This window comes from Tenacibaculum piscium (assembly GCF_021390755.1).
GTDB classification, from domain to species: Bacteria; Bacteroidota; Bacteroidia; order Flavobacteriales; family Flavobacteriaceae; genus Polaribacter; species Polaribacter piscius.
Genome location: NZ_JAJGWR010000005.1, coordinates 66,025 through 90,543 on the forward strand (window position 1 = coordinate 66,025; position 24,519 = coordinate 90,543).

At 30.4% G+C, this 24,519-nt stretch carries 19 protein-coding genes; 9 read left to right on the forward strand and 10 right to left on the reverse strand.

The window, feature by feature from the left end:
* Nucleotides 1–26: 26 nt before the first annotated feature.
* Together L0U72_RS09670 and L0U72_RS09675 are read right to left on the reverse strand one after the other, a co-directional pair.
* The gene (locus L0U72_RS09670) at nt 27–1,892 is read right to left on the reverse strand and encodes a PorP/SprF family type IX secretion system membrane protein (RefSeq protein WP_233898997.1); all 1,866 of its coding nucleotides are present in this window, start codon (nt 1,890–1,892) and stop codon (nt 27–29) included.
* Between the two features lie 5 nt (nt 1,893–1,897).
* On the reverse strand, nt 1,898–4,108 hold the full coding sequence (locus tag L0U72_RS09675; RefSeq protein WP_233898998.1) for a T9SS type B sorting domain-containing protein: 2,211 nt from the start codon (nt 4,106–4,108) through the stop codon (nt 1,898–1,900).
* A 298-nt stretch (nt 4,109–4,406) separates the two neighbouring features.
* On the opposite strand from L0U72_RS09675, the gene cmk reads away from it, so the two are divergent.
* Nucleotides 4,407–5,096 (forward strand): (d)CMP kinase, encoded by a 690-nt coding sequence (gene cmk / locus L0U72_RS09680; RefSeq protein ID WP_233898999.1) that lies wholly within the window; start codon nt 4,407–4,409, stop codon nt 5,094–5,096.
* A 100-nt stretch (nt 5,097–5,196) separates the two neighbouring features.
* Here cmk and L0U72_RS09685 read toward each other — a convergent pair whose 3' ends face one another.
* Both L0U72_RS09685 and L0U72_RS09690 read right to left on the reverse strand, forming a co-directional pair.
* The gene (locus L0U72_RS09685; RefSeq protein WP_233897180.1) at nt 5,197–6,243 is read right to left on the reverse strand and encodes an RluA family pseudouridine synthase; all 1,047 of its coding nucleotides are present in this window, start codon (nt 6,241–6,243) and stop codon (nt 5,197–5,199) included.
* 27 nt (nt 6,244–6,270) lie between these two features.
* Nucleotides 6,271–6,852 carry a PASTA domain-containing protein gene (locus L0U72_RS09690; protein ID WP_101917135.1) on the reverse strand — a complete coding sequence of 194 codons (582 nt, stop codon included), beginning with the start codon at nt 6,850–6,852 and terminating at the stop codon, nt 6,271–6,273.
* Between the two features lie 201 nt (nt 6,853–7,053).
* On the opposite strand from L0U72_RS09690, the gene L0U72_RS09695 reads away from it, so the two are divergent.
* A complete protein-coding gene (locus tag L0U72_RS09695; protein WP_193700028.1) occupies nt 7,054–8,031 on the forward strand; it encodes a D-alanine--D-alanine ligase in 978 nt (325 codons plus the stop codon).
* Between the two features lie 25 nt (nt 8,032–8,056).
* Nucleotides 8,057–8,509, forward strand: coding sequence for a pantetheine-phosphate adenylyltransferase (gene coaD, locus L0U72_RS09700; protein ID WP_101917137.1), 453 nt, complete (start codon nt 8,057–8,059; stop codon nt 8,507–8,509).
* A gap of 211 nt (nt 8,510–8,720) precedes the next feature.
* Here coaD and L0U72_RS09705 read toward each other — a convergent pair whose 3' ends face one another.
* Together L0U72_RS09705 and L0U72_RS09710 are read right to left on the reverse strand one after the other, a co-directional pair.
* A complete protein-coding gene (locus tag L0U72_RS09705) occupies nt 8,721–10,529 on the reverse strand; it encodes a hypothetical protein (RefSeq protein ID WP_233899000.1) in 1,809 nt (602 codons plus the stop codon).
* Between the two features lie 161 nt (nt 10,530–10,690).
* Nucleotides 10,691–11,194 carry a c-type cytochrome gene (locus tag L0U72_RS09710; protein WP_193700029.1) on the reverse strand — a complete coding sequence of 168 codons (504 nt, stop codon included), beginning with the start codon at nt 11,192–11,194 and terminating at the stop codon, nt 10,691–10,693.
* 430 nt (nt 11,195–11,624) lie between these two features.
* Here L0U72_RS09710 and L0U72_RS09715 point away from each other — a divergent pair, with 430 nt between their 5' ends.
* Nucleotides 11,625–12,200, forward strand: a complete 576-nt coding sequence (locus L0U72_RS09715) for a helix-turn-helix domain-containing protein (RefSeq protein WP_101917140.1) — start codon at nt 11,625–11,627, stop codon at nt 12,198–12,200.
* A gap of 11 nt (nt 12,201–12,211) precedes the next feature.
* Here L0U72_RS09715 and L0U72_RS09720 read toward each other — a convergent pair whose 3' ends face one another.
* The 4 genes from L0U72_RS09720 to L0U72_RS09735 all read right to left on the reverse strand — a co-directional run bounded on the left by L0U72_RS09720 (nt 12,212) and on the right by L0U72_RS09735 (nt 18,247).
* Nucleotides 12,212–12,895 carry a phosphonatase-like hydrolase gene (locus L0U72_RS09720; RefSeq protein WP_394801459.1) on the reverse strand — a complete coding sequence of 228 codons (684 nt, stop codon included), beginning with the start codon at nt 12,893–12,895 and terminating at the stop codon, nt 12,212–12,214.
* A gap of 18 nt (nt 12,896–12,913) precedes the next feature.
* A complete protein-coding gene (locus tag L0U72_RS09725; protein ID WP_233899002.1) occupies nt 12,914–14,071 on the reverse strand; it encodes a TIGR03364 family FAD-dependent oxidoreductase in 1,158 nt (385 codons plus the stop codon).
* The gene (locus L0U72_RS09730) at nt 14,061–15,323 is read right to left on the reverse strand and encodes a DUF5690 family protein (RefSeq protein WP_198912857.1); all 1,263 of its coding nucleotides are present in this window, start codon (nt 15,321–15,323) and stop codon (nt 14,061–14,063) included. Before L0U72_RS09730 ends, L0U72_RS09725 begins: the two co-directional genes overlap by 11 nt.
* Nucleotides 15,324–15,394: 71 nt before the next feature.
* Nucleotides 15,395–18,247: a TonB-dependent receptor gene (locus L0U72_RS09735; protein WP_233899003.1), complete on the reverse strand. Its 2,853-nt coding sequence runs from the start codon at nt 18,245–18,247 to the stop codon at nt 15,395–15,397.
* 266 nt (nt 18,248–18,513) lie between these two features.
* Here L0U72_RS09735 and L0U72_RS09740 point away from each other — a divergent pair, with 266 nt between their 5' ends.
* The 5 genes from L0U72_RS09740 (at nt 18,514) to thrC (ending at nt 24,393) form a co-directional block, all read left to right on the forward strand.
* Nucleotides 18,514–18,873, forward strand: a complete 360-nt coding sequence (locus tag L0U72_RS09740) for a hypothetical protein (protein ID WP_233861906.1) — start codon at nt 18,514–18,516, stop codon at nt 18,871–18,873.
* 7 nt (nt 18,874–18,880) lie between these two features.
* A complete protein-coding gene (locus tag L0U72_RS09745) occupies nt 18,881–19,267 on the forward strand; it encodes a YchJ family protein (protein ID WP_233861908.1) in 387 nt (128 codons plus the stop codon).
* 300 nt (nt 19,268–19,567) lie between these two features.
* Nucleotides 19,568–22,009 (forward strand): bifunctional aspartate kinase/homoserine dehydrogenase I, encoded by a 2,442-nt coding sequence (thrA, locus tag L0U72_RS09750; protein WP_233899004.1) that lies wholly within the window; start codon nt 19,568–19,570, stop codon nt 22,007–22,009.
* Between the two features lie 92 nt (nt 22,010–22,101).
* On the forward strand, nt 22,102–23,034 hold the full coding sequence (locus tag L0U72_RS09755; RefSeq protein WP_233899005.1) for a homoserine kinase: 933 nt from the start codon (nt 22,102–22,104) through the stop codon (nt 23,032–23,034).
* Nucleotides 23,035–23,106: 72 nt separating this feature from the next.
* Entirely contained in the window at nt 23,107–24,393 is a 1,287-nt protein-coding gene (gene thrC, locus L0U72_RS09760; protein WP_233899006.1) for a threonine synthase, read from the forward strand.
* The last annotated feature ends 126 nt before the right edge of the window (nt 24,394–24,519 follow it).

Consider the following 24,519-nt stretch of genomic DNA (forward strand, 5'->3'; position numbering starts at 1 on the left):
AAATTTATTGTTGGGGTAATCTAAAATTATTTTATACGTACTATGGTTTTACGATCGTAAAACGCGCCGTTTAAATTATTGTTATACAAACGAATAGCTTCTTCTTTGCTATCTACTTTAGCGATATATACATGCATATATCCTGTGGTCGGATTTATAAAATATCCTGCTTTGATATCATCATTTCTTAGTTCATCAACATTTCTATCGGCTAATGATTTTTTTGAATTTACGTATACTTGTAAATAATATCCTGGCTCAATTCCTTGTGAGTTCGACATAGTTCTTACTCTAGCGGGTGGTTGTTTTTTAGGTTCTTTATACGAATCACCTGCTTCACCGATGGTTAATTTAACCACATATACCGGATCTTTTCCGCTATTTAATTTTATTGATGATTGATCATTTTTATCATTACTTTCAAATAAACGTGTTTTATCGTTAAAATCGTCTACTTTTTCGATGGCATCTACTTTTTTGGCATATCTGTCAATATACACATAATACCATTTATCGGTAGGATCGAAGATATATTTAGCTTCTGCGCCTAATCTACTCCATTTTTCTATTAAAGCATCGACATTTTCTTTATTTCTGTATCTATCGGAAACCACGTAATACATCGTACCTCCACCTCCAGAATGTGTAATTGTACTTTCACGCCAAGGTGCTTTATTTCTTCTTTTTAAGGAAGTATCTTTTTCATCTCCTTTGATTTCTTTGGGTATAAATGTTTTTGGTTCTTCTATTTTTTGTTTGATTAATGGTGGTTGATTTTTCAAAATTCGAAGCACCTCATCTACTTTTTCATTTAATACATTAATAGAATCTTGAGCCTGTTGAAGTTCATCTGATAAATCATGATGTTCTTCATCTTTATAATCGGTTTTCTTTTTCGTTTTTTTAGGTGTTCTTTTTGGCAATGTTACATTTACGTTACCTGTTCTTCTTTTTGGTCTATTTCTGATGTAATTTTTTTGTCCAAAATTATAGGTTAATCCAACTTCATTGGTTGCTGCAAATTCATTTTTTTCGTAACTAAAACCGATGGATAATTCATCAGAAATATTAACACCTAAACCTGCGGATATTCCATATGTTTTATCGTATCCTGCTTTTATCCAACCTGCTTTTGGTAGGTCTAAAATAAGACTTCCTGAACCATTAAATCCTTGTTCCCCAGCTTTTGATGCGACTACTAAAGCTCTTAAATCGGCACGTTCAAAAATACCTGCGGCATAGCTAAATTCATAAGAATACATAGCGTGTGCCGAAAAGGTTTTTTGACCAAAATCGGTCGCTACTTCACTTTTTTTCAAATTAAAATCGACTAAATTTTCAAAGAACAGACCAACATCAAAACTACCAAAAGATAGTGTTACTGCAGGTTGTAACATCACCATAGGAATATCTTGAAAGTTTGATAAAAACAAATCATCCTGATCATTTACAAGAACTCTCGCCCAATCAATACTACTTCTACTATATAAGAAATTAAATCCAAAAGTTAAATCCATATTTTGATTTAATTGGATTTTTTGTGCATAATTTGCGATTGCTCCAAAATCTTTCATTGCTCCAACTTCTTGTTGATACACTACAAAACCAGCTCCTACGCTTTCACGCATTTTCCCTGAATAGGAAAGTAAATGCAATCTTGGATTATCTTCAAAATCGATATTACTATTGCGCACAATTCCTGTTAAAGCCGTTTTATTTTCTCGCAAAGCGGAAAAAGTAGGCACCGTTAAAAAACGGTTAAATTTCATAAAGTTTCGAGCACTAAAAGAATTATAGTTCTGTCCATTATTCCCTAATATTTGCCCTACTGATGTTACGCTAATTAGAAAAATAAAAAGTACACTAATTTTTTTTAATATGTTGACTATCATTTTCATTAATATAACACGGATATTGTTCCTGCTTTTATAATTTGATTATCACGAATAATTTTATAATAAAAAATTACTTGATTTCCTAAATCTTCTAGCGGCCAATCATTTTTATAATCGGTTGTTTTTACTATTAATTTACCTGTTGAATCATACAATTCTACAGTTATTTCTTCTTGAAAAGCATATCTATTGGATATTTTCCAAGAATCATTTTTACCATCTCCATTAGGAGTTATTACGTTTGGTACAACTTGCTGATTATCCTGTTCAATTGCTTCAATTGTTTTTTGCACAGAACAAGAACCTACTGTCGCAATTACGGTATAAAAACCTAGCGTATTTACGGATAAATTTTCAGTTGTTCCTAGTAAATTAGCATTATTTTGATTTTCACCTGTACCTTTATACCACTTATACGATTCTGCTCCGCTAGCCGTTACAACAACTTCTTCTCCTTCAGGAAGGACTATTTTTTCTGAAGGCGTTACCGTTATCGCAGAATCATCAAACAAAACTACTATTTTTTCTTCAATTATTTTTGAACAACCAAAACCGCTCATTTTCAAGCTATAAGTTCCGATTTCGGTAACTTCTAAATCAGTAATATTGGTAGCGATTAGTGTTTTTTCTGTTGAATCTGCTACTGATTGAAACCATTCATAGGTATATCCTGTTACTAATTCATCAATCGTATAAATAATTTTACCTCCTGAACATAATGAATTTGATGCTGAACTTGCTGTTATCGTAGGGATTTTAGCAATCATTTTAATATCCAATTCATTGGAGGGCATTTTATCCAAACCACCGTGACTAACTTGTATCGTGTACACACCCGATTGTGTATGTGAACTACGTGTTAATTCTTTATTGGTTGCCGATGGAATATCAACTTTATTAAACGTCCATTGGTATGATAATAATGCTAATTGTTCGGGTGTTAAAACATATATTTCATCATCCGAGGCAACAACATTTACTTGTTTCAGACTCAAATCGACTCCTGACGCATTACATTCTTCATAATTTTCATCAGCAATAATAACAGGCAAAAAAGATTTTACACCTAATACGCTCATTATTTTTGAAGCCGTAGATACGGTACATCCTCCAGTACTTGTTTCTACAATATTTGCGATATATTCTCCAGGAACACTAACTTCGATAGAAGTTCCTCCAATACCAAATAATCGTTTGGTATCTTTATACCATTCAATAGTATAATCGGCTGTTCCGTTTACGGTAATCGACAAATCAACTTTTTCTCCTAACAACAGTACTGATACTAAAGGTGTTTCATTAGAAACAGTTACTGTCGCTGTAACTTTTGATGTTAATTCTACTTCATTTGAAGCGGTAATACAAGAAGTTCCTGTATCAATTTCTAAATAATAATTTCCCAATTGCCCTACTGTTGGTGTTGTATATGTTGCTGATGATGAGGATTGCACTAAGTTGGTATTAAAGTACCAATTATAGATATACGATGGATTTTCAACATTTGCTTCGAACGTATGTGCTTGATCGCCACAAATTTCAACGACATCTGGTCCTTTTATTTTTTTTTCTGATTCGGTAACAACAAAAACATCTATTAATGTTGATTCTTTAAAACCACACGCACCGTAATCAATTTTAACTTGATATTTCCCTGGTGTCGAAACTTCCAATACAGGCTGAGTTGTTGTAGCAACGATACCGCCATCTTTAAACCATTTATAATCTCCTTCCTGATTCGTGTTTAATGTTAATTCAGAGGTATCACCATCACACAGAAACACATTTTTAAAATCATTTAAAATAAATGTTCCTGAAATCATTTTATAAGCTTCAAAAGAATCCGATTCGGGACTAATCATCGCTGGTGAAGTAGCAACTAATCTAATTTTATAATTTTTACCGTACGAATTATCAGGTAATTGAAAACTTCTTGAAAAGGTAAATGTTTCATTTTCTGTGGCTACTGTCGCTAAATTTACGGGAGCATCCCAAGTTCCATTACCGTCAGATAATTCTATTGTGAATTCATTATCCGAAGCAAATACCGTCGTTGAATATTTAAAAACAACTTTATAATCTGTAGGAATCTCTGTATCACAAGCTGACACGAACTGTATTTCTGGCTTTAACAGCTCTTGAGAAAATAGTATCGTACTGGCAAAAAAGAGGAATATCCCTAAAAGTATATGTATGCTTTTAATTATTCTTTTCATTTTAAATTATACTTAAAAAATATTGTACTTAAGGGGAAAGGGAAAGCAAATATAAACTTTTAATATAACAAATTATAATGATATTTAAAATCTATCTCGAACATACAAAAAACAACTCAAAAAAGCAAATAAAACCATAAAAAATAAGCACTTAGCTTCTCTTAAAAAAAACTTAAACTTATGTTAAATCTTGAATAAAAATGAACATTATTATTTTAAAAAACCTTTCTTAAAAAATAAAAATCTATTGTATATTCGTAACTATATTTATATTTTTTTATTTATATATTTTTTTAATATGACACAAAAAATCACCATAGCTATTGATGGCTTTTCATCAACAGGTAAGAGTACTATCGCCAAACAATTGGCCAAAAAACTAGGCTATATTTATGTTGATACAGGAGCTATGTACCGAGCTGTTACGCTGTATGCAATGCAAAAAAATTATATTTCAGATACGCATTTCAACCATAATGATTTAATTGCTGATTTACAAAATATTTCGGTTTCTTTTGTTTATAACGATGCCTTAGGTTTTGCAGAAATTTTTTTAAATGGTCTGAATGTTGAAAAAGCGATAAGAAGTATTGAAGTTTCTCGTTTGGTTAGTAAAGTTGCTACGATTTCGGAAGTTCGAAAAAAGCTGGTGAGCGAACAACAGGAAATGGGAAAAAATAAAGGAATCGTAATGGATGGTCGTGATATCGGTTCGGTTGTTTTTCCTGATGCCGAGTTAAAGTTATTTATGACGGCTTCTGCGGATAAACGAGCGACACGCCGTTATAAAGAATTATTAGATCGCGGTGATACAGTAACTTATCAAGAGATATTACACAATGTTCAAGAGCGTGATCGAATTGATGAAACTAGAGCTGATTCTCCGCTGATTCTTACCGATGATGCGATTGAATTTGACAACTCAAACATGGGATTAAAAGACCAATTTGAACGAATTATGACACTAGTTGAAATGAGATTACACTAAAATTTATTTTAATTGATAAAGTATTTATAACGTTTTCATGAAGTAACAAGGGGTTTCAACCCCTTGTTTTTTTTTATATAATTTCATTTAAAATAAGAAATTATTCTTCGTCTAATTCTTGTAATTTAGAATTTTCAGAATAGGTACGCCATTTTGCTAAACAGGCTTCTATATCTGCAGGAATTTCAGTATTAAACTGCATAAATTCTCCTGTTTTCGGATGCGTAAATCCTAATGTTTTGGCATGTAATGCTTGTCTTGGCAATACTTTAAAACAATTGTTTACAAATTGCTTATATTTTGTAAAGGTTGTTCCTTTTAAAATATCGTTACCACCATAACGCTCATCATTAAATAAGGTATGTCCGATATGTTTAAAATGCGCTCTAATTTGATGTGTTCTTCCTGTTTCCAACTTACATTGCACCAAGGTAACATAGGTTAAACGCTCTAAAACTTTATAATGTGTTACGGCATGTTTTCCGTAATCGCCTTCTGGAAACACGTCCATTTGCAAGCGATTTCTAAAACTACGTCCGATATTTCCTTCAATAGTTCCTGTATCTTCTTTTACATCTCCCCAAACGATGGCATAATATAAGCGTTCGGTTGTTCTATCAAAAAATTGTTTTGATAAATTCGACATTGCGTATTCATTTTTAGCGACAACTAATAATCCGCTAGTATCTTTATCGATACGATGCACCAAACCAGGGCGTTCGTTAGAGTTTTTTGGTAAATTTTCAACATGATGAATTAAGCCATTCACCAAGGTTCCTGAATAATTTCCATGTCCTGGATGCACGACCATTCCTGCGACTTTATTAACCACAATTACATCATCATCTTCATAGACAATATCGATTGGTAAATCTTCAGCTACCAATAAATTTTCCGCAGGCGGATATGCCAAAACTACACGAACGATATCGGTTGGTTTTACTTTATGATTCGCTTTTACAGCCACTTCATTTACCAATACATTTCCTGCCTTAGCGGCTTGTTGAATTTTACTTCGTGTTGAATTTTCAATGAAGTTCATTAAAAATTTATCAACTCTTAAAGGCTCTTGCCCAGCGGTTGCTACAAACTTGTGATGTTCGTATAAATCGTCATTTTCTATTTCTAAATTTGTGTCTTCCTGCATGAATCTCTTATATATATTTTATATCAATTAGTTACCATTTCCATCTCCTAAAATTAGAGTGATGGTTGTTTTTTTAGGTAATTTTGTTCCTGGCGTAATTTTTTCGCCCTTATATTTCAATCCTCTAACAACATCTTTTCCGATATCGTTTACCAATGTAACTTCTTTCCCGACAATAAAACCTTGCGATTGTAAGTGTGTTGTTGCTTGTCTTTTGGTACGTCCGTTTAGGTTTGGCACTTCAATATCTCTATATTTAGACGGATTTAATGTTAAGTATAGTTTTCTTTTTTCTTTGACAAAATCACCTACTTCTGGATTTTGTTCTATGACTGATTTCTTTGGATAATCAGGATTATAGGTTGCGCTATCAATAATGATAAAATCTAAATTAAGTTCGTCTAATTTTTTTTCAACTGCCGATAACGACATTTTATGCAAATTAGGAACTTGTATTTTTTGGTCGTGATTTGTTGTCACACCTAACCACCATTGCAATACAAAGACAAGTATCAGTAATGAAACAATAGCGATTCCTATTTGTATAAAAAAGGTTTTACTTTTTAGGAATTGCAATAAATTTTTAAGTTTTTCTGAAAAATTACTCATATTATTTTTTGATATTTTTTTTGATATATTTTGATATTTTTTTTGGAGATAATTTTTTGTATTTTTTTTTGATACGTTTGCAAATTTACAGTAAAAATATTAGTATTTTTAATTCATAAAGACTTAAACTAGTTTTTTTGGTAAGTTTGCATCTTTAGATGTTCAATTTCTTACAATATAAAAAATTCAAACACAGTAAAAGTGAAAAAAAATATAGCTATTATTATGGGTGGATATTCTTCTGAAGTAGCAATATCCTTACAAAGTGGTGCGGTTGTTTACGAGCATCTCGACAAAGAAAAATATAATGTATATAAAGTACATATTTTAAAAGACAAATGGGTTTTAGTTGATAAAAAAAACCTAGAATTCCCTATTAATAAGGATGATTTTTCTGCGGATATAAAAGGTAAAAAAGTCATTTTTGATGCTGTTTTCAATGCAATTCACGGAAATCCAGGTGAAAACGGTACTATTTTGGCTTATTTTGATTTAATCGGAATTAAACATACGTCTGCTCCTTTTTATCAAATGGCATTAACCTTTAACAAACGAGATACGTTAAGTGTTGTAAAAAATTACGGAATTTCAACAGCCATTTCGGTATATTTAAACCAAGGTGATCAAATTAATGTTGATGAAATCATTAAAAAAGTTGGCTTACCATGTTTTGTAAAACCTAATAATGCGGGTTCTAGTTTTGGTATTTCAAAAGTACATACAAAAGCTGAATTTATGCCTGCTTTAGAAATGGCGTATCAAGAAGATTCGGAACTATTGATTGAAAGTTTTTTAGATGGTACCGAGGTTTCGGTTGGTGTAATTCAGCACAAAGGTATTACGAGGGTTTTGCCGATTACGGAAATTGTTTCTGAAAACGATTTTTTTGATTATCAGGCAAAATACGAAGGAAAATCGCAAGAAATAACACCTGCACGCATCAGTAAAAGTCAAGAAAATCGTGTTATCGAAATTTCAAAACGAGTATATGACGTATTAAATATGCGTGGTTTTTCTCGTTCGGAATATATTTTTGTAAATGATGAGCCTCATTTTTTAGAAATGAATACGGTTCCTGGATTAACCGAAGCGAGTATTTTACCGCAACAAGCAAGACATGCTGGTATTTCATTAACTGAATTATTTGGTGATGCCATTGAAACTGCTTTAACACATTAAAAAATGACGTTAATTAATTAAAAATATGAAAAAAGCAGTTTTCCCTGGGTCTTTCGACCCGATTACCTTAGGACACGTTGATATTATTGAGCGTGGCGTTACCTTATTTGACGAATTAGTGATTGCTATCGGGGTAAATGCCGATAAAAAATATATGTTTTCATTGGAAGAACGCAAGCGTTTTATTGAAGAAACATTTAAGAATCAGCCAAAAATTAAGGTTGTTATTTACAGCGGATTAACCGTAAAATTTTGTCAGGAAGAAAAGGCTCAATTTATATTACGAGGTTTGCGAAATCCTGCGGATTTTGAATTTGAAAAAGCCATTGCGCACACGAATCGAAAATTATCAGAAATAGAAACTGTTTTTTTATTGACATCGTCTGGAAAAAGTTATATTTCATCGTCTATTGTTCGTGATGTTATCCGAAATAATGGTGATTATACAGGTTTAGTTCCTGATGCGGTTCGCGTTTGATTTTCGATAAAATTTTAAATAAGAGCTTGTTTAAATTTCATCTAAAAAAAATATAGTTGCAAAAATTTTTAGAATAAAATTTAAACAGGCTCTAAGAAATAATAATTTAGATCAATAAAAAAACTATCAGTTCAAGTGGTTTTTATTCAAAAAGAATCACTCGAATGATAGTTTTTTATTTATTTTATTATCATAAAATAAATTATAATTTTTATAGGGTTAAAATTGCCAAACTTAGATTATTTATTTTTTGTTCATTTAGTTTCAAATCGGCTAAAATAGTTGGTGAATATGTCATGGCATTTTGATATTCTTTATCAAATAATTGTTGATAATACGCGACACCTTCTTGCAAATTTTTAGCAAATGTTTTTAGATATTTAATTTCTTTTAGAGAAGCTTCCGCGGTGGTTTCTTTTACTTTTTTCTTTAAAAAATCGATATAAATTGTTAATTCTTTGATGAAAAAATTAGGTCTTTCATTCGTCGTTACGTTTTTAGATTGTCCGTAAATTGCCTTTGTAATTTCGTTTAAACTCATCATTTTAGAGAAGTAAGCGATATTTGGTCCAGGGCAAACCGACACTCCAGCACCTTCAGTTTTGGTATCTAAATCGTAGGCTAATAAAGCAGAAGTTCCTAAACCAACACAGGTACAGCTTTTTTCGGTTATTTTGTTGAATTTTTCAGTATACTCTTCTTTTGATATTTTTTTTGATAATTTTTCGGTATCTAATTCTTTAATTTTCAGATGTTGAAATTGCCTTGATGCGGTACAAACACCTTTTTCATTAAATTCTTTATTTAAGGCGACAAATTTCTTTGGACAAGCACTTCCAGGTCTTCCTTTAACGATATTTGAGGCTTTTTCTTGGTCTTTTGTATTTCCTTTTAAATTATTAAATGGCACGCCTAACGGAGAAATATCACTTAAATAAACATCGTCTTCTTTGGCTTTAATTAATTTATGGAGTGTTTGTTTATCAACCGTTGTTGCTTCTGGAACTAATAAAAAAGGCGTTCCCCAGCCCACAGAATCGATATTATAATGCTCCAATAAAAACTGATGTTCATCGGCAGTTCCTACGCCTCCTTGTGCCGAAATTTTAAAGGTTAAATCTTGTGTTGGAATTGTATATTCTTTTTGTTTTAAGGCGTTAAAAAGTAAACTTTGAATTGATTCATGCAATTCTTTTCGTTTGATTTTGAATTCTTCTAAAACAGGTCCTAATAAATAACCATCGGTTGCAAAAGCGTGTCCGCCACAGTTTAAGCCCGATTCGATACGATATTCTGATACCCAAATTCCTTTTTTCGCCAAAAATTTCCCTTGAATTAATGCCGAACGATAATCACTTACTTTTAGAATAATTCTTTTTTTAATAGCACCTTTTTCATCAGGATAAAAATCTTTAAAACGTTCTAAATAAGCATATAATCGAGGATTCATTCCTGCAGAAAAAACGACTGATGAATTAACATCACTATTTGCAAAACCTCTTAAAGCGGCATGTGCATCGTTATATTCAATGCCTAATTTTTCATCTTTTTGATAATTATCTTTATCAATTTTGGTCATGATATTTACATCAATTTGCCCCATTGATAAATTTTCTTTTAACCAATCAGCAACTTTTTTAACATCAAAATTAGTACTTGTTACTTTTAAAAACTCTTGTTTTAATGATGATGAATCTGGAAGGTCTTCAAAAAATGCCGTAATATCTTGTTTTGTTTGCGTGATATTCTTTTTAAATTCTTCAAATTTTTCTTCAGAAAGTGTTTTCATCAAATTCAAATAAGAAGTAACTCTTTCAGCTCTAAAATCTTCCATTTTTTCGGTGATTTCATCGTATGGAATTTTAAATTTTAAAGAATACATTTTTCGTATTTTTTCCAACAAAATATCATCAACTAACGAAATAACAGAGTCTATTCCGAATCTCGAAACTTTTAAGGGCGAATCTATGGTGAATCCAATTCCCATCACTGGAATATGAAATGAATGTGTTTTTAACATACTTTATATATTATAGTTTAAAAAACGCAAGCTATTAGTATCTAAAATAGTATCATATGATAAATATCATACAAAAAAAACACAAAAAACCTTTTCAAAAAAGCTACAAAATTGCAACTATATTGAAAAGGTTTTATTTTTTAAATCTAAAAAAAGATAATTTATATTGTTCTAAAATATTCTAAAACCTGCCTTGCATCTTCTTTTGTTAAATGCTGATTTGCCATTGGAACGCCTTTAAATTTCACTAATAACTCTTTAGCGATAGGATCTTTTTTAAGCATTTCTTCAGGATTTAAAATCATATTCATTACCCATTCAGGCGAACGTCTTTCTAAGATTCCCGCAGGACTTGGCCCAATAAATTTCTTACTTGCTTTATGACAAGAAGAACATTTGTTTTTAAATACTGATTTTCCTTTTTCAGCCATTGCCTTATCAATAGTTGTGGCAAGTTCTAACGATTTTACAGGACCAATTCCTTTATTTTTTAAATCGATAATCCCTGGTTTTTCTACCTTCTTTTCAGGTGCTTTTTCAACTGTTTTTTCAACTGCTTTTGTTACTGTTTTTCCAGAGCTATATGAAGGCGCTTTTTTCTCTTTTCCGCCACAACTCATAAATAATGCTACTAATAGTACTAAAAATACGTTTTGTAATTTCATCTGATTTTGTTTTATAGTATTTGTTAATTTTTGATTTTTTTTAGCTACTTATTTACGCTTTCGTACCTCAAATTTAAAAAACTCGATTCCTTAAAAACATGACAAATGTCATAAAAAGATAACAAAATGTTATCAGCTATAAAATATTTTTTCTTTAAAGAATATTAATTTTACATTATATAATTAAACAGTAACACTATTCCTATAATTATTGAAAATGATTATTTTTATTACATATATGATAAATATCATAAAAAAACATACTATTATTTAGAATAAAAATAAATTATTTTAATTTAAATTATTTTTTAATATAAATACACATCAACTAAAATGATAGTTATATCAATAAAAAACACGCTTTATTGATACGAAAAGAGCTTGTAAAAATTTTAAAATAACAAAAAGCCTTATTTTAGCAGAAAAAAGCATGAATAATTTTTTAATTGGTATTGGTAAACGCATCAAAATCATCAGAAAAGAACAAAAATTGACTATTAGCGAAGTTGCTTCAAACGCAGGTGTATCGAATGGCTTAATTTCTCGAATAGAAAATGGAAGAACAATACCTTCTTTACCTGTTTTATTAGAGTTAATAAATGCTTTAAAAATTGATGTTAGTACTTTTTTTAAAGATATAGAAAATTCTCAATCAAGAAAATATATTCATATATCAAAAGAACAACAGCAATTAATTGAAAAAGAAGTTGAAGCGGAAGGATTTACTTACAATCATATTTTTAGTAAAAGTTTATCTGCCATGGGTTTTGAAGCTGTTATTTTAAATATAAACCCAAATTCTAAAAGAGAAAAAGTAGTTACTGATGCTTGGGAATTTAAATATATTATTAGCGGAAGTTGTACATACTATATTGGTGAAGATGAAATTGTTGTAAATAAAGGTGATTCGTTATATTTTAATGGAAAAATACCTCACGTACCTTTTAATCATACAGCACAAGACTGTACAATGCTTGTGCTGTATTTTTTTATTGATGCTAGTTAAATTTCTTATTCTTATAAAATATCTTTTAAATTTACCAACGATTCTAAAATATACGTTGGTTTTTCTTTTTCTAATTGTGCTTTTGTTTGTGCTCCTGATAAAACACCTACTGTAATTCCACAGCCTGCATTTTTCCCTTCTTCAATATCAATAGCAGAATCACCAGCTTTTAAAACTTTTGAAGCATCAGTTACACCTAATAACTCCATTGCTTGAAATATCATATCTGGGTGCGGACGTCCGTTTACAACATCGCTTGCTGTAATTAGAGCATCATAATGTATTTTTTCATCCCACTCTAATTTATCTAATAATAAAGTAGCTGTTTTTCTATCATACCCTGTATTTAGAACTACTTTTATACCTTCCGATCGTAAATCTAATAAAACATTTTCAACTCCTTTTATCGGTTTTACTTCTAAATTGGCGTACGCAACTGCTAACAATTTTTTAAAATTTTCAAAAATTATTTGAGAATCTTTTAATTTATCAGACTTTAAATGTGTTAAAACATCTTTAATTGCTTTGTGTTTTTCTTTTCCTGCACCATATTCTAAAACAGTTTCTAAAGAAACCTCAACATTAAAATTTTGTATTGCTTTATGTAATGTTTTATATACTACGTTTTGCTCGTCTACTGTTGTTCCTGCCATATCAAAAACAACCATGTCTATTTTTCTATTTGTTTCACTCATCATCATCATTATTATTTATTAGTTATTAAATATTTTATTGATATTTTCTTTTGAAAACCCAGCACTTCCTGTCATTCCTTTTCCACCGATACCCGTTACAACATGCACATTATCACTTACAGCATATTCAAAAATATCTTTTTCTTTACATTGACTGTAAAAACCTGCCCATTTATATTGAATATCGTAAGTAGGTAAGTCTATTATTTTTTTAGCTTCTGCAATCATAAAATTATCAATATCCTCATTTAAGTCAAAACCTAAATCATCGCTATTTTTTGCAGTGGCATATTCGTGAGAATCTCCTAAGATTACCGAACCATCTGTAGCTTGTTTAAATAAAATATGAACTCCATATTTTTTTTGAAAACTATCAGGATCTTCTTTTGCTTTAATTTGATCCCAAGAAGCACATTCTTCAAAAGACTCATACCTTCGGATTGTTGAACCTGTTAAAATAGAACCATCTAAAGTGTAATTTTTTTGAGGTTTGGTTTGCATCATTTGTAATTTAGCAACTACTAAATCACTATTATTATAAATTGATGGATACAATGTTTTAAAATCTACTCCGTTACAAATAATAACTTTTGATGCTTTAAATTCTATATTATTTGAAGCTGTGGCAACTACTTCATTATTTATTTCTTCTGTATTAATAACAGTGGTGTTATAATAAATATCAATATTTTTTTCTGCGGATAAAAAAGAATGTAAACGATGAATCATCGTTTTTGGCTCTACGGTTACTTCTTCAGGAAAAAACAATCCTGCTTTACAATAATCTGCACGTAATCCTGCATATTTATCTAAACATTGTGCCTTTGTTAATAGATTTGAAGTATAATTATTGTTTTTATTAATTTGATGCAATTCTTCAATTAACTGAACCTCTTCATCATTAGAAGCTAAATAAACCGTACCATTTTGACGAATTGTTACGTCAAACTGACTTTGAATATCTTTATAAATAGCTAAACTTTCTCTTCCATAATTTTGCCATTTTTGATTCATTCCCGAAGGTACTACTTGTCCAAAATTACGAACCGTTGCTCCTTGAGGCTTACTATCTCTTTCTAAAATAGCTACTGATAACCCTTTTTTTGCTGCGTGAAAAGCATGAAAAGTTCCTAAAACTCCTCCACCTATAACTATTAAATCATACTTATTGTTCATATACTAAATCTTTTAATTGTACTGGTTTTTTGTATTTGTTTTTAAAAAACTGAAAGCAATAAATTGTTATTGCTAATCCTATAAATGCTAGAAAATATAATGCTTGTGTAAAAAAGGAAAGCCAAGAAATATCTCCTTTTCCAAAATTTTTATAAAGAAGAATCAGAATGCTTCCTAAATATCCGAAGGCATCGGCTATGTAAATTAAGAAGCCTACGTTTCCGTTAATTTTAAAAGTTGCAATCATTCTATCAAAGAAAATTCCGTTAAAAGGTACGTAACAACTGTACAATCCTATTCCTGAAACGACCATCCAAACTAATGGTGTAATAACTTGTTGTTGATATAAATATGTTGATACCAAAATTGAAATACATCCAATAATCAACACATAATGATAATACATAAAGGCTTTATAATTTTTAGTAACACTGCCTATCATCCCTAAAACAACCAATACAATAATCGCTATTGGTATTTCAGAAATACTATAAATAGAGGCATCTGTATAGCCTAAAGAATCCCATATTTCTCTGGCAAAATTGTCTCTAAAATCTCTAATTGATGTTAATAACATAAAGAAAAATACAATGAAAGTTAAAGGCAATGCGTATTTTTTAAACAACAGCTTTCTTTCTTGTTTATTTAATGGATTTCTTACTGCTTTTAATAATTGATCTTCGGTTGTTGGTGGTGGTAATTTTTCTAACATCCAGGCAAAAAATAATAATGGAAGTATAAAAAATAATCCTGTAATAAATGGCATCCAATATTCATCAAACTGAAATTTATCTAACACCATTTTCCCTATTGTTTTAACAGCTCCTGAGGAAACTATAAAACTAGAGGATAAGATTACTCCTAATAATTCGGTAGCTTTTCTTCCTTCTAGATAAGAAAATACAATTCCCCAAATCATTCCTAAAGGTAATCCGTTTAAAAATAAAAAGAGAATATTATAAGGTGCTGGAATAACAGCAAAACCTAACAATGCTAATTCTGCTGAAAAAATAAAACCAACTAAATAAAGCATCCTTTTATATGATTTCATTTCTGAAATTACTTTTATACCTATAAATTTTGATAATGTATAGCCAATCACTTGAGCTACGATTAATAAAATTTTATAATCAACTCCCCAAAAAGCTAAGTTTTCAAATGTTGCTACCGTAAAAGGCTTTCTAAAAGCGTACATACAGAAATAAGTACCAAATGCCGCTATCGAGGCTTGTAATAAAAAACGTAAACGCATGAGTTCTTTTTTTTGACAGAATTTAGCTCTCAATTTCTTGAGAGCCTACTTCCGCGTTTAATTCAAAATACTTAAAGACTAAACTTAACACCAATGTTTCCTTTAACACCGTAGTATTCTACTTGTTTCGGGCGGTCTTGGCTTTTACCGTAATGATAAATAAGGGGGTTATTTAAAATATTATTGAAATCAGTATATATTGTCCATTTTTTTCCTATTTGATAAGATGCTGAAAAATCTAACGTATTATATTTTCCGTAGTACACATCATCAATATCTCTTTCTCCGTAAGCAATGGCATATTTTCCTTTATGATTAAAAGCTAATCGAGTATTAAATCCACCTTTTTCAAAAAATAATTGCGCATTAAATAAACTACCCGCTTGATAAGCCATCGCTACTTTTCTACCACTTGCTTTTGTCATTTCAGAATCCATAAACGTAGCGTTTAATTGTGTTCCAAAATATTTTAAAAAGCCTGGTAAGAAATCAAAACGTCTGTTAATTCCTAATTCTACACCACCAATCCATGATGCTGCTCCTCCGTTTACAGGAGTTGTAAATTCAACACCTTCTTTTCCGTTATAAGTTCCTTGATAAGTATCATTATAAATAATATCTGTAATCGATTTATAAAAAACACCTGCATTTACAACACCTACATTCTGAAAGTAATATTCTCCTAATAAATCAAAATTCCATGAAAATGTTGGATTTAAATCCGGATTCCCTCCTTTAAATTCATTATCATAAGAAATAAAAGTTCCTGATGGAGAAATATCTCCAAAATTAGGTCTTGAAAAACTTCTTGTTGCTGCAAAACGGATATTTAAATCTCTTTGAGGAGAATATTTAACGTGTAACATTGGTAATACTGCCCAATATTTTTTAGTCTTTATTGATTTTTTCAAAGCATCATTTTCAACAACATATCCTGATACTTTTGTTTCAGTTTTCGTTGCTCTTAATCCTCCTAAAATAGTCCACTTTTCAGAAGATTTTAAAGTTCCCATACCATAAAATGATAAATGAGTTTCATCAACATCAAAATTTCTTCCTAATCCACTATTATATTGTAAAGCTGATGAATCATCTTCTAAAACGCTTAAATTTTCTTTATTTGATGTCCAGAAATTATTCATTCCTTGGGTAGATAAAACAGGTCCAAAAGTTGATTGAATATTAGAACCCATTTCATTTAAATAATCTGCACGACCTGGTTGCTGAATAACATATTGAGAAGAATCTGATAACATTGGAGTTTCTCCTGCGCCATTCCATCCGTAGTATAAATCTTCAAAAGTTGCTCTACGATCTTTATCTCTATATTTAGTTCCTACTTTAATTTTGAAGTTATCATTAACAGTATGTTCATAATTTAATGAGGATACAATGTTATCTCTTTCTTTTATTGATATTTTATATAATTCTAAATCTGAAAACTTCATTTGAGTTGCATCCATTTTAAATTTAGAATCGCTAAAAAATCCAAATAAAGCATCGGTATCATTATAATCTAACTTACCGCCATCTGCTTTCCAATAAGCTCTATCATCACCAGCTCCTCCATTTTCTTTAGAACGATTATCTAAATAATCAGCATTAATACCAACACCATCTTGTTTAAACTTTACAACAAAATAACTTTTATCTTGAGCTGTTGGTGTATTTCCGTATTTAAATTCATTAGCATAAGAAGCAATACTCCAATCGAATTTTCCGTTTTCAACAAGATGTCTTCCTCCTATTTCTTTTCCAAAAAGCTCTGTAATTAATTCATTATGTATATTTTGTAATTCTACTCTTGTAGTACTTGTTCCTGAATCAAATTTATCAAAACGAATTCTATGTTTATAATGTTCTTCAGTATCCGATAAAGTTCCATAAACTCCTCTAAAATATATTTTATGAGCAGGTGTAAAATTATATTCCATCGCTGCATTTATACCAGTAGTAATTCTTACCCCATTATAATCTCTTAATTCCATTCTAAAAACACCTTCGTCTCCTTTTCTACGTGCTTCAAAATTATCAGTACCCCAACTTCTATTCCAATAAGAACCGTTTACGATATATCCGAATTTACCATCTTTACTTTTGTTACCAATGGTTAAAGAAGCATTGTAAATTGGTTCACCCGATTTTTCATTAAAACCTCCACCAATATTTACATTTAAAAGTTTTTTAGCAGGAGCTGTTTGTGTGATGAAGTTAACACCTCCACCAATACCATCTGATTCCATATCAGGCGTATATGCTTTAGCTGCTTGTACGTATGAAATTAATTCTGATGGAAAAAAATCAAAAGCCGTTGCACGTGAAGTGGTTTCTTCTTCGGCTGTTGGAAGTCTATTTCCATTAATAGTTGTTGATGTCCAAAAAGGAGGCAATCCTCTTACGGATACAAAACGTCCTTCACCTTGATCTCTTTCAATAGATAATCCTTGAATACGTTGTACTGTTTCGGCTGCATTACGATCTGGTAATTTACCAATACCATCCGAAGCAATCACATTCATTATACTCATTGATCTTTTTTGAATACTTAAAGCTTTCGCTTCACTATTTCTTCTTGATCCTACATTAATAACAACTTCCTTTAATGCTTGTGAAGATGGTAATAACGCAACTACACCTATATTTTTACTAGCACTACCAATGATAGAAACGTCTACTATTTTTGTTTGAAAACCGATATAAGAAATTTCTAATTTTATAGTACCATTTTTCATTTTATTTATCACAAATTTACCATCAAAATCTGTGTAGACTCCTTTTGTCGTTTCTGCTACCGAAACACTAGCTCCTGGTAACGGAAAATTACCATCAGTTATAATCCCTGTAATAATTGATTCTTGTGAAAAAACAGCATTACTAATAAAGAGAATTAGTATCGTATTTAATAAAAGTTTAAAATTATTCATTTGTTTAGTTTTACAATAGTTAAATTACCTGATACAAATCACGCTATTTTTTTACTATTTGTAAACTTTTGAAAGTTAAGAAAACTTTTATAAAAAGATATTTTAATGTTAGATAATTGTTAATTAAGTAATTATATTCTTTAAATTAACAATTCTAATATTAGCTTTTTTACATAAAGTTACGCCTGTTAAAATAAATCATATAATTAGTTCGTACTTTTGTACGCTACATAAACTATAGTAATTTTACACTTATTAATACAATAATGATAATACAAGACTTAGTGGGTAGTTATACTATAATTGGTAATAACCAAGATGCAGAAAAACATTCTTATAAAGGAGTACTTTCTTTACAACTTGATATGAATAATCGAATAGTTGCTAAATGGTTCATCAATAATGAACAAGAACAAACTGGTTCAGGTTTTTTTAATGATAATATATTAGTTATCAATTTTAACTATAAAGGAGAAGATAACAATACTTATAAAGGAGTTGTGGTTTACAAATGTATTTCTAAAGATATTTTAGACGGATTTTGGTCTGAAAAACATGGAAATCCTTTATTTTTAGGAAAAGAACGTTGTTTTAGAATTGATACAGAAAATACTCACTTAAATTAATAATACTATGAAATGTCCTTGTAACCCAAACAAAAATTATACTGATTGTTGTGAAATAGCACATAAAAACATTCAAAATGTTTTAACTGCAGAACAATTAATGCGCTCACGATACAGTGCTTTTGCCTTAGCTAATGTCGATTATTTACATAAAAGCCATCATTCAAGTACTCGCCCATCGAAAGAAGAAAATAAAGAAATTTTACTTTGGACAAAATCTGTTGCTTGGGTTAAATTAGAAATCATCAATACAAATAAAGGTGCAGCTTCCGACATTATAGGAAATGTAACATTTGAAGCTTTTTTCAAAGAAAATAATAAAATTAATAGCATAAAAGAGAATTCTTCTTTCTGTAAAGAAGATAATCATTGGGTATATTTAATAGGAAAATAAATATTTTTTGGATAAAAAAGGATAAAAGATATAGATTCTTTTTAAAAAAAGTTTATATTTGACACCGTGTTAAACAACAGAACAAATATCACTTCTTTACCTATCGTAGCTCCTACGATAAATTCTGTTGGCTTAATTATTTCTACAATTATTATTTCTATTATCATTATTACCCTTTAGGGGTTAATTATACACATATCACTTTCGCACCTATTTATTTTTTCAAATACTTGAAAAACAGGTAAATAACAACTTATATTTTTTATTCTATTATTAAAACATTAAAAACATTTTTTTAAGATGAAAATTTTAAAATTTGGAGGCTCATCAGTCGCTAATAGTGAAAACATTCAAAAAGTAATTCAAATCGTTTCAGCTGCTTCAGCAAAAGATAAAGTAGCTGTTGTGGTTTCTGCATTTGGAAAAACGACTAATAAATTAATTGCCGCAGCAAACAAAGCTGCCAATAATGACCCATCGTATATTGTACTTTTTAACGAAGTTACCGAGCATCATACACAGGTAATTTCCGATTTAATTTTTAAAGAAAAGCAATCAGAGGTTCAAGAAAAAGTAAACACCTTATTTAATCAATTACAAACTTTATTAGAAGGTTGTTTTTTACTAAGTGAAGTTACGCCAAAAACAATGGCTACTATTAGTGGTTTTGGTGAGCGTTTATCATCTTATATAATTTCTGAAGTTGCTAAAAACACTTTAAATGCTACTTATAAAGATAGTCGTCAGCTTATTATTACCTCAAATATTTTTGATAAAGCACAGGTTAAATTTACACTTACCAATAAAAATTGTCAAGATTTTTTTAAAAATAACCCGCATCAAGTTACGGTTTTACCAGGTTTTATTGCCAAATCTGAAAATGGCTTAACCACTACTTTAGGAAGAGGTGGTTCTGATTATACAGCAGCTATTTATGCGGCAGCGTTACAAGCAAACGAACTTCAAATTTGGACAGACGTAAGCGGAATGTATACCGCAAACCCAAGTATTGTAAAACAAGCCTTTCCGATTCCTGAAATTTCGTATCAAGAAGCTATGGAATTATCACATTTTGGCGCAAAAGTTATTTACCCACCAACCATACAACCTGCACTCGAAAAGGAAATTCCTATTGTTATCAAAAATACTTTTGAGCCAAGTAATCCAGGTACTTTAATTGCAAAAGATGTAAAAAGCACCAACCTTGTAAAAGGAATTAGCCATATTGAAGATATTACCCTGTTAACCCTAGAAGGTACAGGAATGATTGGCGTATCAGGGATTTCAAAACGCTTGTTTGAAACACTTTCGAACCAAGATATTAGCGTAGTTTTAATAACCCAAGCTTCTTCGGAACATTCGATTTGCGTTGGAATTTACGATCAAGATGCTCAAAAAGCAACCAAAGCAATTAATGATGCTTTTGAAATTGAAATTGAACGCAAAAAAATAAAACCCGTTATTGTTGAACAAGGCTTGGCTATTTTAGCTTTAGTTGGTGATAATATGAAAAATCACCAAGGATTAAGCGGACAAATGTTTAGCGCTTTAGGAAGAAATAACGTAAATATTAGAGCAATTGCTCAAGGTGCTTCTCAAAAAAATATTTCGGCAGTTATCGATAGTAAAGATGCTAAAAAAGGATTAAATACCTTGCACGAGCAGTTTTTTGAAGAAAAATTAAAACAACTGAATTTATTTGTAACAGGTGTTGGAAATGTTGGTGAACGCTTTTTAGCACAAATACATCAGCAAAAAAAGTATTTGAAAGAACATTTAAAAATGAAAGTTAGAGTGATTGGTATCGCAAACTCTAAAAAAATGACTTTTGATACCAATGGTATCGATTTAAATAATTGGAAAGATGCTTTAAATAACGGAGAACCTGCTACTTTAGATGATTTTTTCAATAAAACAAAAGATTATAACCTACGTAACGCTGTTTTTGTAGATAATACAGCAAATCAGCAAGTATCTGAAATATATGAACAGTATTTACGCAATAGTATTGCCGTAGTTACTTGTAATAAAATAGCGTGTGCATCTAGCTTAGAAAACTACAAAATATTAAAAGCTGTTTCTAGAAAATATAATGCACCATTTTTATTTGAAACCAATGTTGGCGCAGGTTTACCAGTTATTGATACACTTAAAAACTTAATTGCTTCTGGTGATAGAGTTCAAAAAATACAAGCTGTTTTATCTGGAAGTTTAAATTTTGTTTTTAATAACTTTAATGAAAATACTACCTTTCATGATGTTGTTGCTCAAGCTCAAAAAGAAGGATATACTGAACCTGATCCAAAAATTGATTTAAGTGGTGTTGATGTTGCTCGAAAAATATTAATATTAGCTCGTGAAAGTGGTTATGAATTAGAATTATCTGATATTGATAATAATGCTTTTTTACCTGAAAAAAGTTTAAACACGACTAATAATGATGATTTTTACGCTAGTTTAACAGAATTTGAAGCTCATTTTCAAAATATTTTTAAAGAAGCTAACGATAAAAACTGTCGTTTAAAATATGTAGCTGAATTTGCTGAGGGTAAAGCTAAAGTAGGTTTACAGCACATTCCTGCCGATCATCCTTTTTACAATTTAGAAGGAAGTGATAATATTGTGTTATTTTTTACTGATAGATATCCTGTAAATCCTTTATTGATAAAAGGTGCTGGAGCTGGTGCAGATGTTACTGCTTCTGGTATTTTTGCTGATGTAATTCGTATAGGAAATCGTTAATATTATTTTTATATCAATAAAAAATCATACAAACACATCAACTAAAAAATGATTATTATTGTTTTTTAGTTGATTTTAATTGCAAAAAAAAGATGGAATATATAAAAATATTTGCTGCAGCAACAGTTGCTAATGTTTCTTGCGGATTCGATTCTATGGGATTAGCCGTAGATACCATGGGAGATGAAATGACTTTTACCAAAACAATAGAAAAAGGCGTAAAAATTACAGCAATTACTGGTGCTGATGGTTTAAGTTTTGATGCTACTAAAAATGCTGCAGGAGTTGTTGCTTTGGCAATGCTAGAAAAACATCCTGTTGATTTTGGTATTGAAATAACCATGCATAAAGGTTTCTCTCCAGGAAGTGGATTAGGTAGTAGTGCAGCAAGTTCAGCTGGTGCTGCTTTTGGTGTAAACGAACTGCTAAACAGGCCTTTTTCTATATTAGAGTTAACTAAATTTTCTATGATAGGCGAAGAAGCTGCTTGCGGTACTCCAATTGCCGATAATGTTTCGGCGGCTATTTATGGCGGTTTTGTGCTCATCCGAAGTTATGAACCTTTAGAAATCATAAAATTACCTGTACCTAGCGAATTACGATTAGTAGCTATACATCCACAAATTGAAGTAAAAACTAAAGATGCTCGTGAAGTTTTACCTGATAACGTATCTTTAAAAAATGCCGTTACTCAATGGGCAAATGTTGGCGGATTAGTTAGCGGTTTATATACAAACGATTATCAATTAATTAGCAATTCGTTAACTGATGTAATTGTTGAACCTGCCAGAAAACACTTAATCCCTCATTTTGATTTAGTTAAAAGCGAAGCCATTAAAGCAGGTGCTTTAGGTGCTGGAATTTCAGGTTCTGGACCAACTATTTTTGCTTTATGTAAAGGTGATGATGCTGTTAAAAAAGTACACAAAGCCATCCAAAATGCTTATGCTGATAAAAATATTGACTTCACATTATTTTCATCAAAAATAAATACTGAGGGAATTAAAATTTTAGAAACTAAATAAAACAATGTTATCGTAAATAAACAAAGTAAACTTTATTTTGTTTGATTTAAAATGACAATTAAAAAAATAAAAATGAACTATTATAGTCTTAATAAAAAATCGTCAAACGTTAGTTTTCAAGATGCTGTAGTTAACGGATTAGCTCCAGACAGAGGTTTGTATTTTCCTGAAAGTATAACGCCTCTTTCTTCTGATTTCATCAAAAATATTGATAACTATTCTAACGAAGAAATTGCTTACGAAGCAATTAAACAATTTGTTGGTGATGAAATCCCTAAAGATGTTTTACAGAATATTATTAAAGAAACTCTTTCTTTTGATTTTCCTGTTGTTTCTATTGAAGAAAACGTAGCAACTTTAGAGCTTTTTCATGGTCCTACCATGGCTTTTAAAGATGTTGGCGCTCGTTTTATGGCACGTTGTTTAGGATATTTCAACAGAAATAATAACGACCAACTTACTGTGTTAGTGGCAACTTCTGGTGATACTGGTGGTGCTGTTGCCGATGGATTTTTAGATGTAAAAGGTGTAGACGTTGTTATTTTATATCCAAGCGGAAAAGTAAGTAATGTACAAGAAAAACAACTAACAACTCTAGGCAAAAACATTACTGCTTTAGAGGTTGATGGTGTTTTTGATGATTGTCAAGACATGGTAAAAACAGCTTTTTTAGATGCTGAAATTAGCCGTACTTTAACTTCAGCAAATTCGATTAACGTTGCACGTTGGTTACCGCAAATGTTTTACTTTTTCTTAGCTTATAAGCAAATACACAAACAACAAAAAGATGTTGTATTCTCTGTACCAAGTGGAAATTTCGGTAATATTTGTGCAGGAATGATGGCTCAAAAGTTAGGATTACCTATTAAACATTTTGTTGCTTCAACAAATATTAATGATACTGTTCCTAATTATTTAAAAGATGGAATTTATACGCCAAAACCATCAAAAGCAACTATTTCAAATGCTATGGATGTTGGAAATCCTAGTAATTTTATCCGTATTCAAGAAATTTTTGAAAATAATATCGAAGCTTTAAAAAACACATTTTCTTCATATTCATTTTCTGATGATGAAACTCGTGAGGCTATGAAATTAATCCATAAAAATAGTGGATATGTTGCCGATCCTCATGGAGCCGTTGGTTATTTAGGAGCTAAAGAATATCAAAAAATAAATGCAGATGCCTTGTGTATTTTCTTAGAAACTGCACATCCTGTGAAATTTTTAGAGGTTGTTGAAAATACTTTAGATATAACTGTTGCCATTCCTGAACAGATTAAATCGGTTATGGATAAAGAAAAAACAACTATCAAAATGAGTACTTATAACGATTTAAAAAGTTTTTTAAATTCGTAACATTTTTCACATAAAATTATTTTTTAAACCGTTGGTTATTTAAAAATTAGCCAACGGTTTTTTAATTCTTTATCTTTTCGACTAAAAATAAGGGCAAAAAGTAAAAAATAGCTCAAAATAAATTGC

Coding starts and splice junctions, on each gene's coding strand:
- L0U72_RS09670 (WP_233898997.1), bottom strand. CDS start 1,892: ATGATAGTCAACATATTAAAAAAAATTAGTGTACTTTTTATTTTTCTA.
- L0U72_RS09675 (WP_233898998.1), bottom strand. CDS start 4,108: ATGAAAAGAATAATTAAAAGCATACATATACTTTTAGGGATATTCCTC.
- cmk (WP_233898999.1), top strand. CDS start 4,407: ATGACACAAAAAATCACCATAGCTATTGATGGCTTTTCATCAACAGGT.
- L0U72_RS09685 (WP_233897180.1), bottom strand. CDS start 6,243: ATGCAGGAAGACACAAATTTAGAAATAGAAAATGACGATTTATACGAA.
- L0U72_RS09690 (WP_101917135.1), bottom strand. CDS start 6,852: ATGAGTAATTTTTCAGAAAAACTTAAAAATTTATTGCAATTCCTAAAA.
- coaD (WP_101917137.1), top strand. CDS start 8,057: ATGAAAAAAGCAGTTTTCCCTGGGTCTTTCGACCCGATTACCTTAGGA.
- L0U72_RS09705 (WP_233899000.1), bottom strand. CDS start 10,529: ATGTTAAAAACACATTCATTTCATATTCCAGTGATGGGAATTGGATTC.
- L0U72_RS09710 (WP_193700029.1), bottom strand. CDS start 11,194: ATGAAATTACAAAACGTATTTTTAGTACTATTAGTAGCATTATTTATG.
- L0U72_RS09715 (WP_101917140.1), top strand. CDS start 11,625: ATGAATAATTTTTTAATTGGTATTGGTAAACGCATCAAAATCATCAGA.
- L0U72_RS09720 (WP_394801459.1), bottom strand. CDS start 12,895: ATGAGTGAAACAAATAGAAAAATAGACATGGTTGTTTTTGATATGGCA.
- L0U72_RS09725 (WP_233899002.1), bottom strand. CDS start 14,071: ATGAACAATAAGTATGATTTAATAGTTATAGGTGGAGGAGTTTTAGGA.
- L0U72_RS09730 (WP_198912857.1), bottom strand. CDS start 15,323: ATGCGTTTACGTTTTTTATTACAAGCCTCGATAGCGGCATTTGGTACT.
- L0U72_RS09735 (WP_233899003.1), bottom strand. CDS start 18,247: ATGAATAATTTTAAACTTTTATTAAATACGATACTAATTCTCTTTATT.
- L0U72_RS09740 (WP_233861906.1), top strand. CDS start 18,514: ATGATAATACAAGACTTAGTGGGTAGTTATACTATAATTGGTAATAAC.
- L0U72_RS09745 (WP_233861908.1), top strand. CDS start 18,881: ATGAAATGTCCTTGTAACCCAAACAAAAATTATACTGATTGTTGTGAA.
- thrA (WP_233899004.1), top strand. CDS start 19,568: ATGAAAATTTTAAAATTTGGAGGCTCATCAGTCGCTAATAGTGAAAAC.
- L0U72_RS09755 (WP_233899005.1), top strand. CDS start 22,102: ATGGAATATATAAAAATATTTGCTGCAGCAACAGTTGCTAATGTTTCT.
- thrC (WP_233899006.1), top strand. CDS start 23,107: ATGAACTATTATAGTCTTAATAAAAAATCGTCAAACGTTAGTTTTCAA.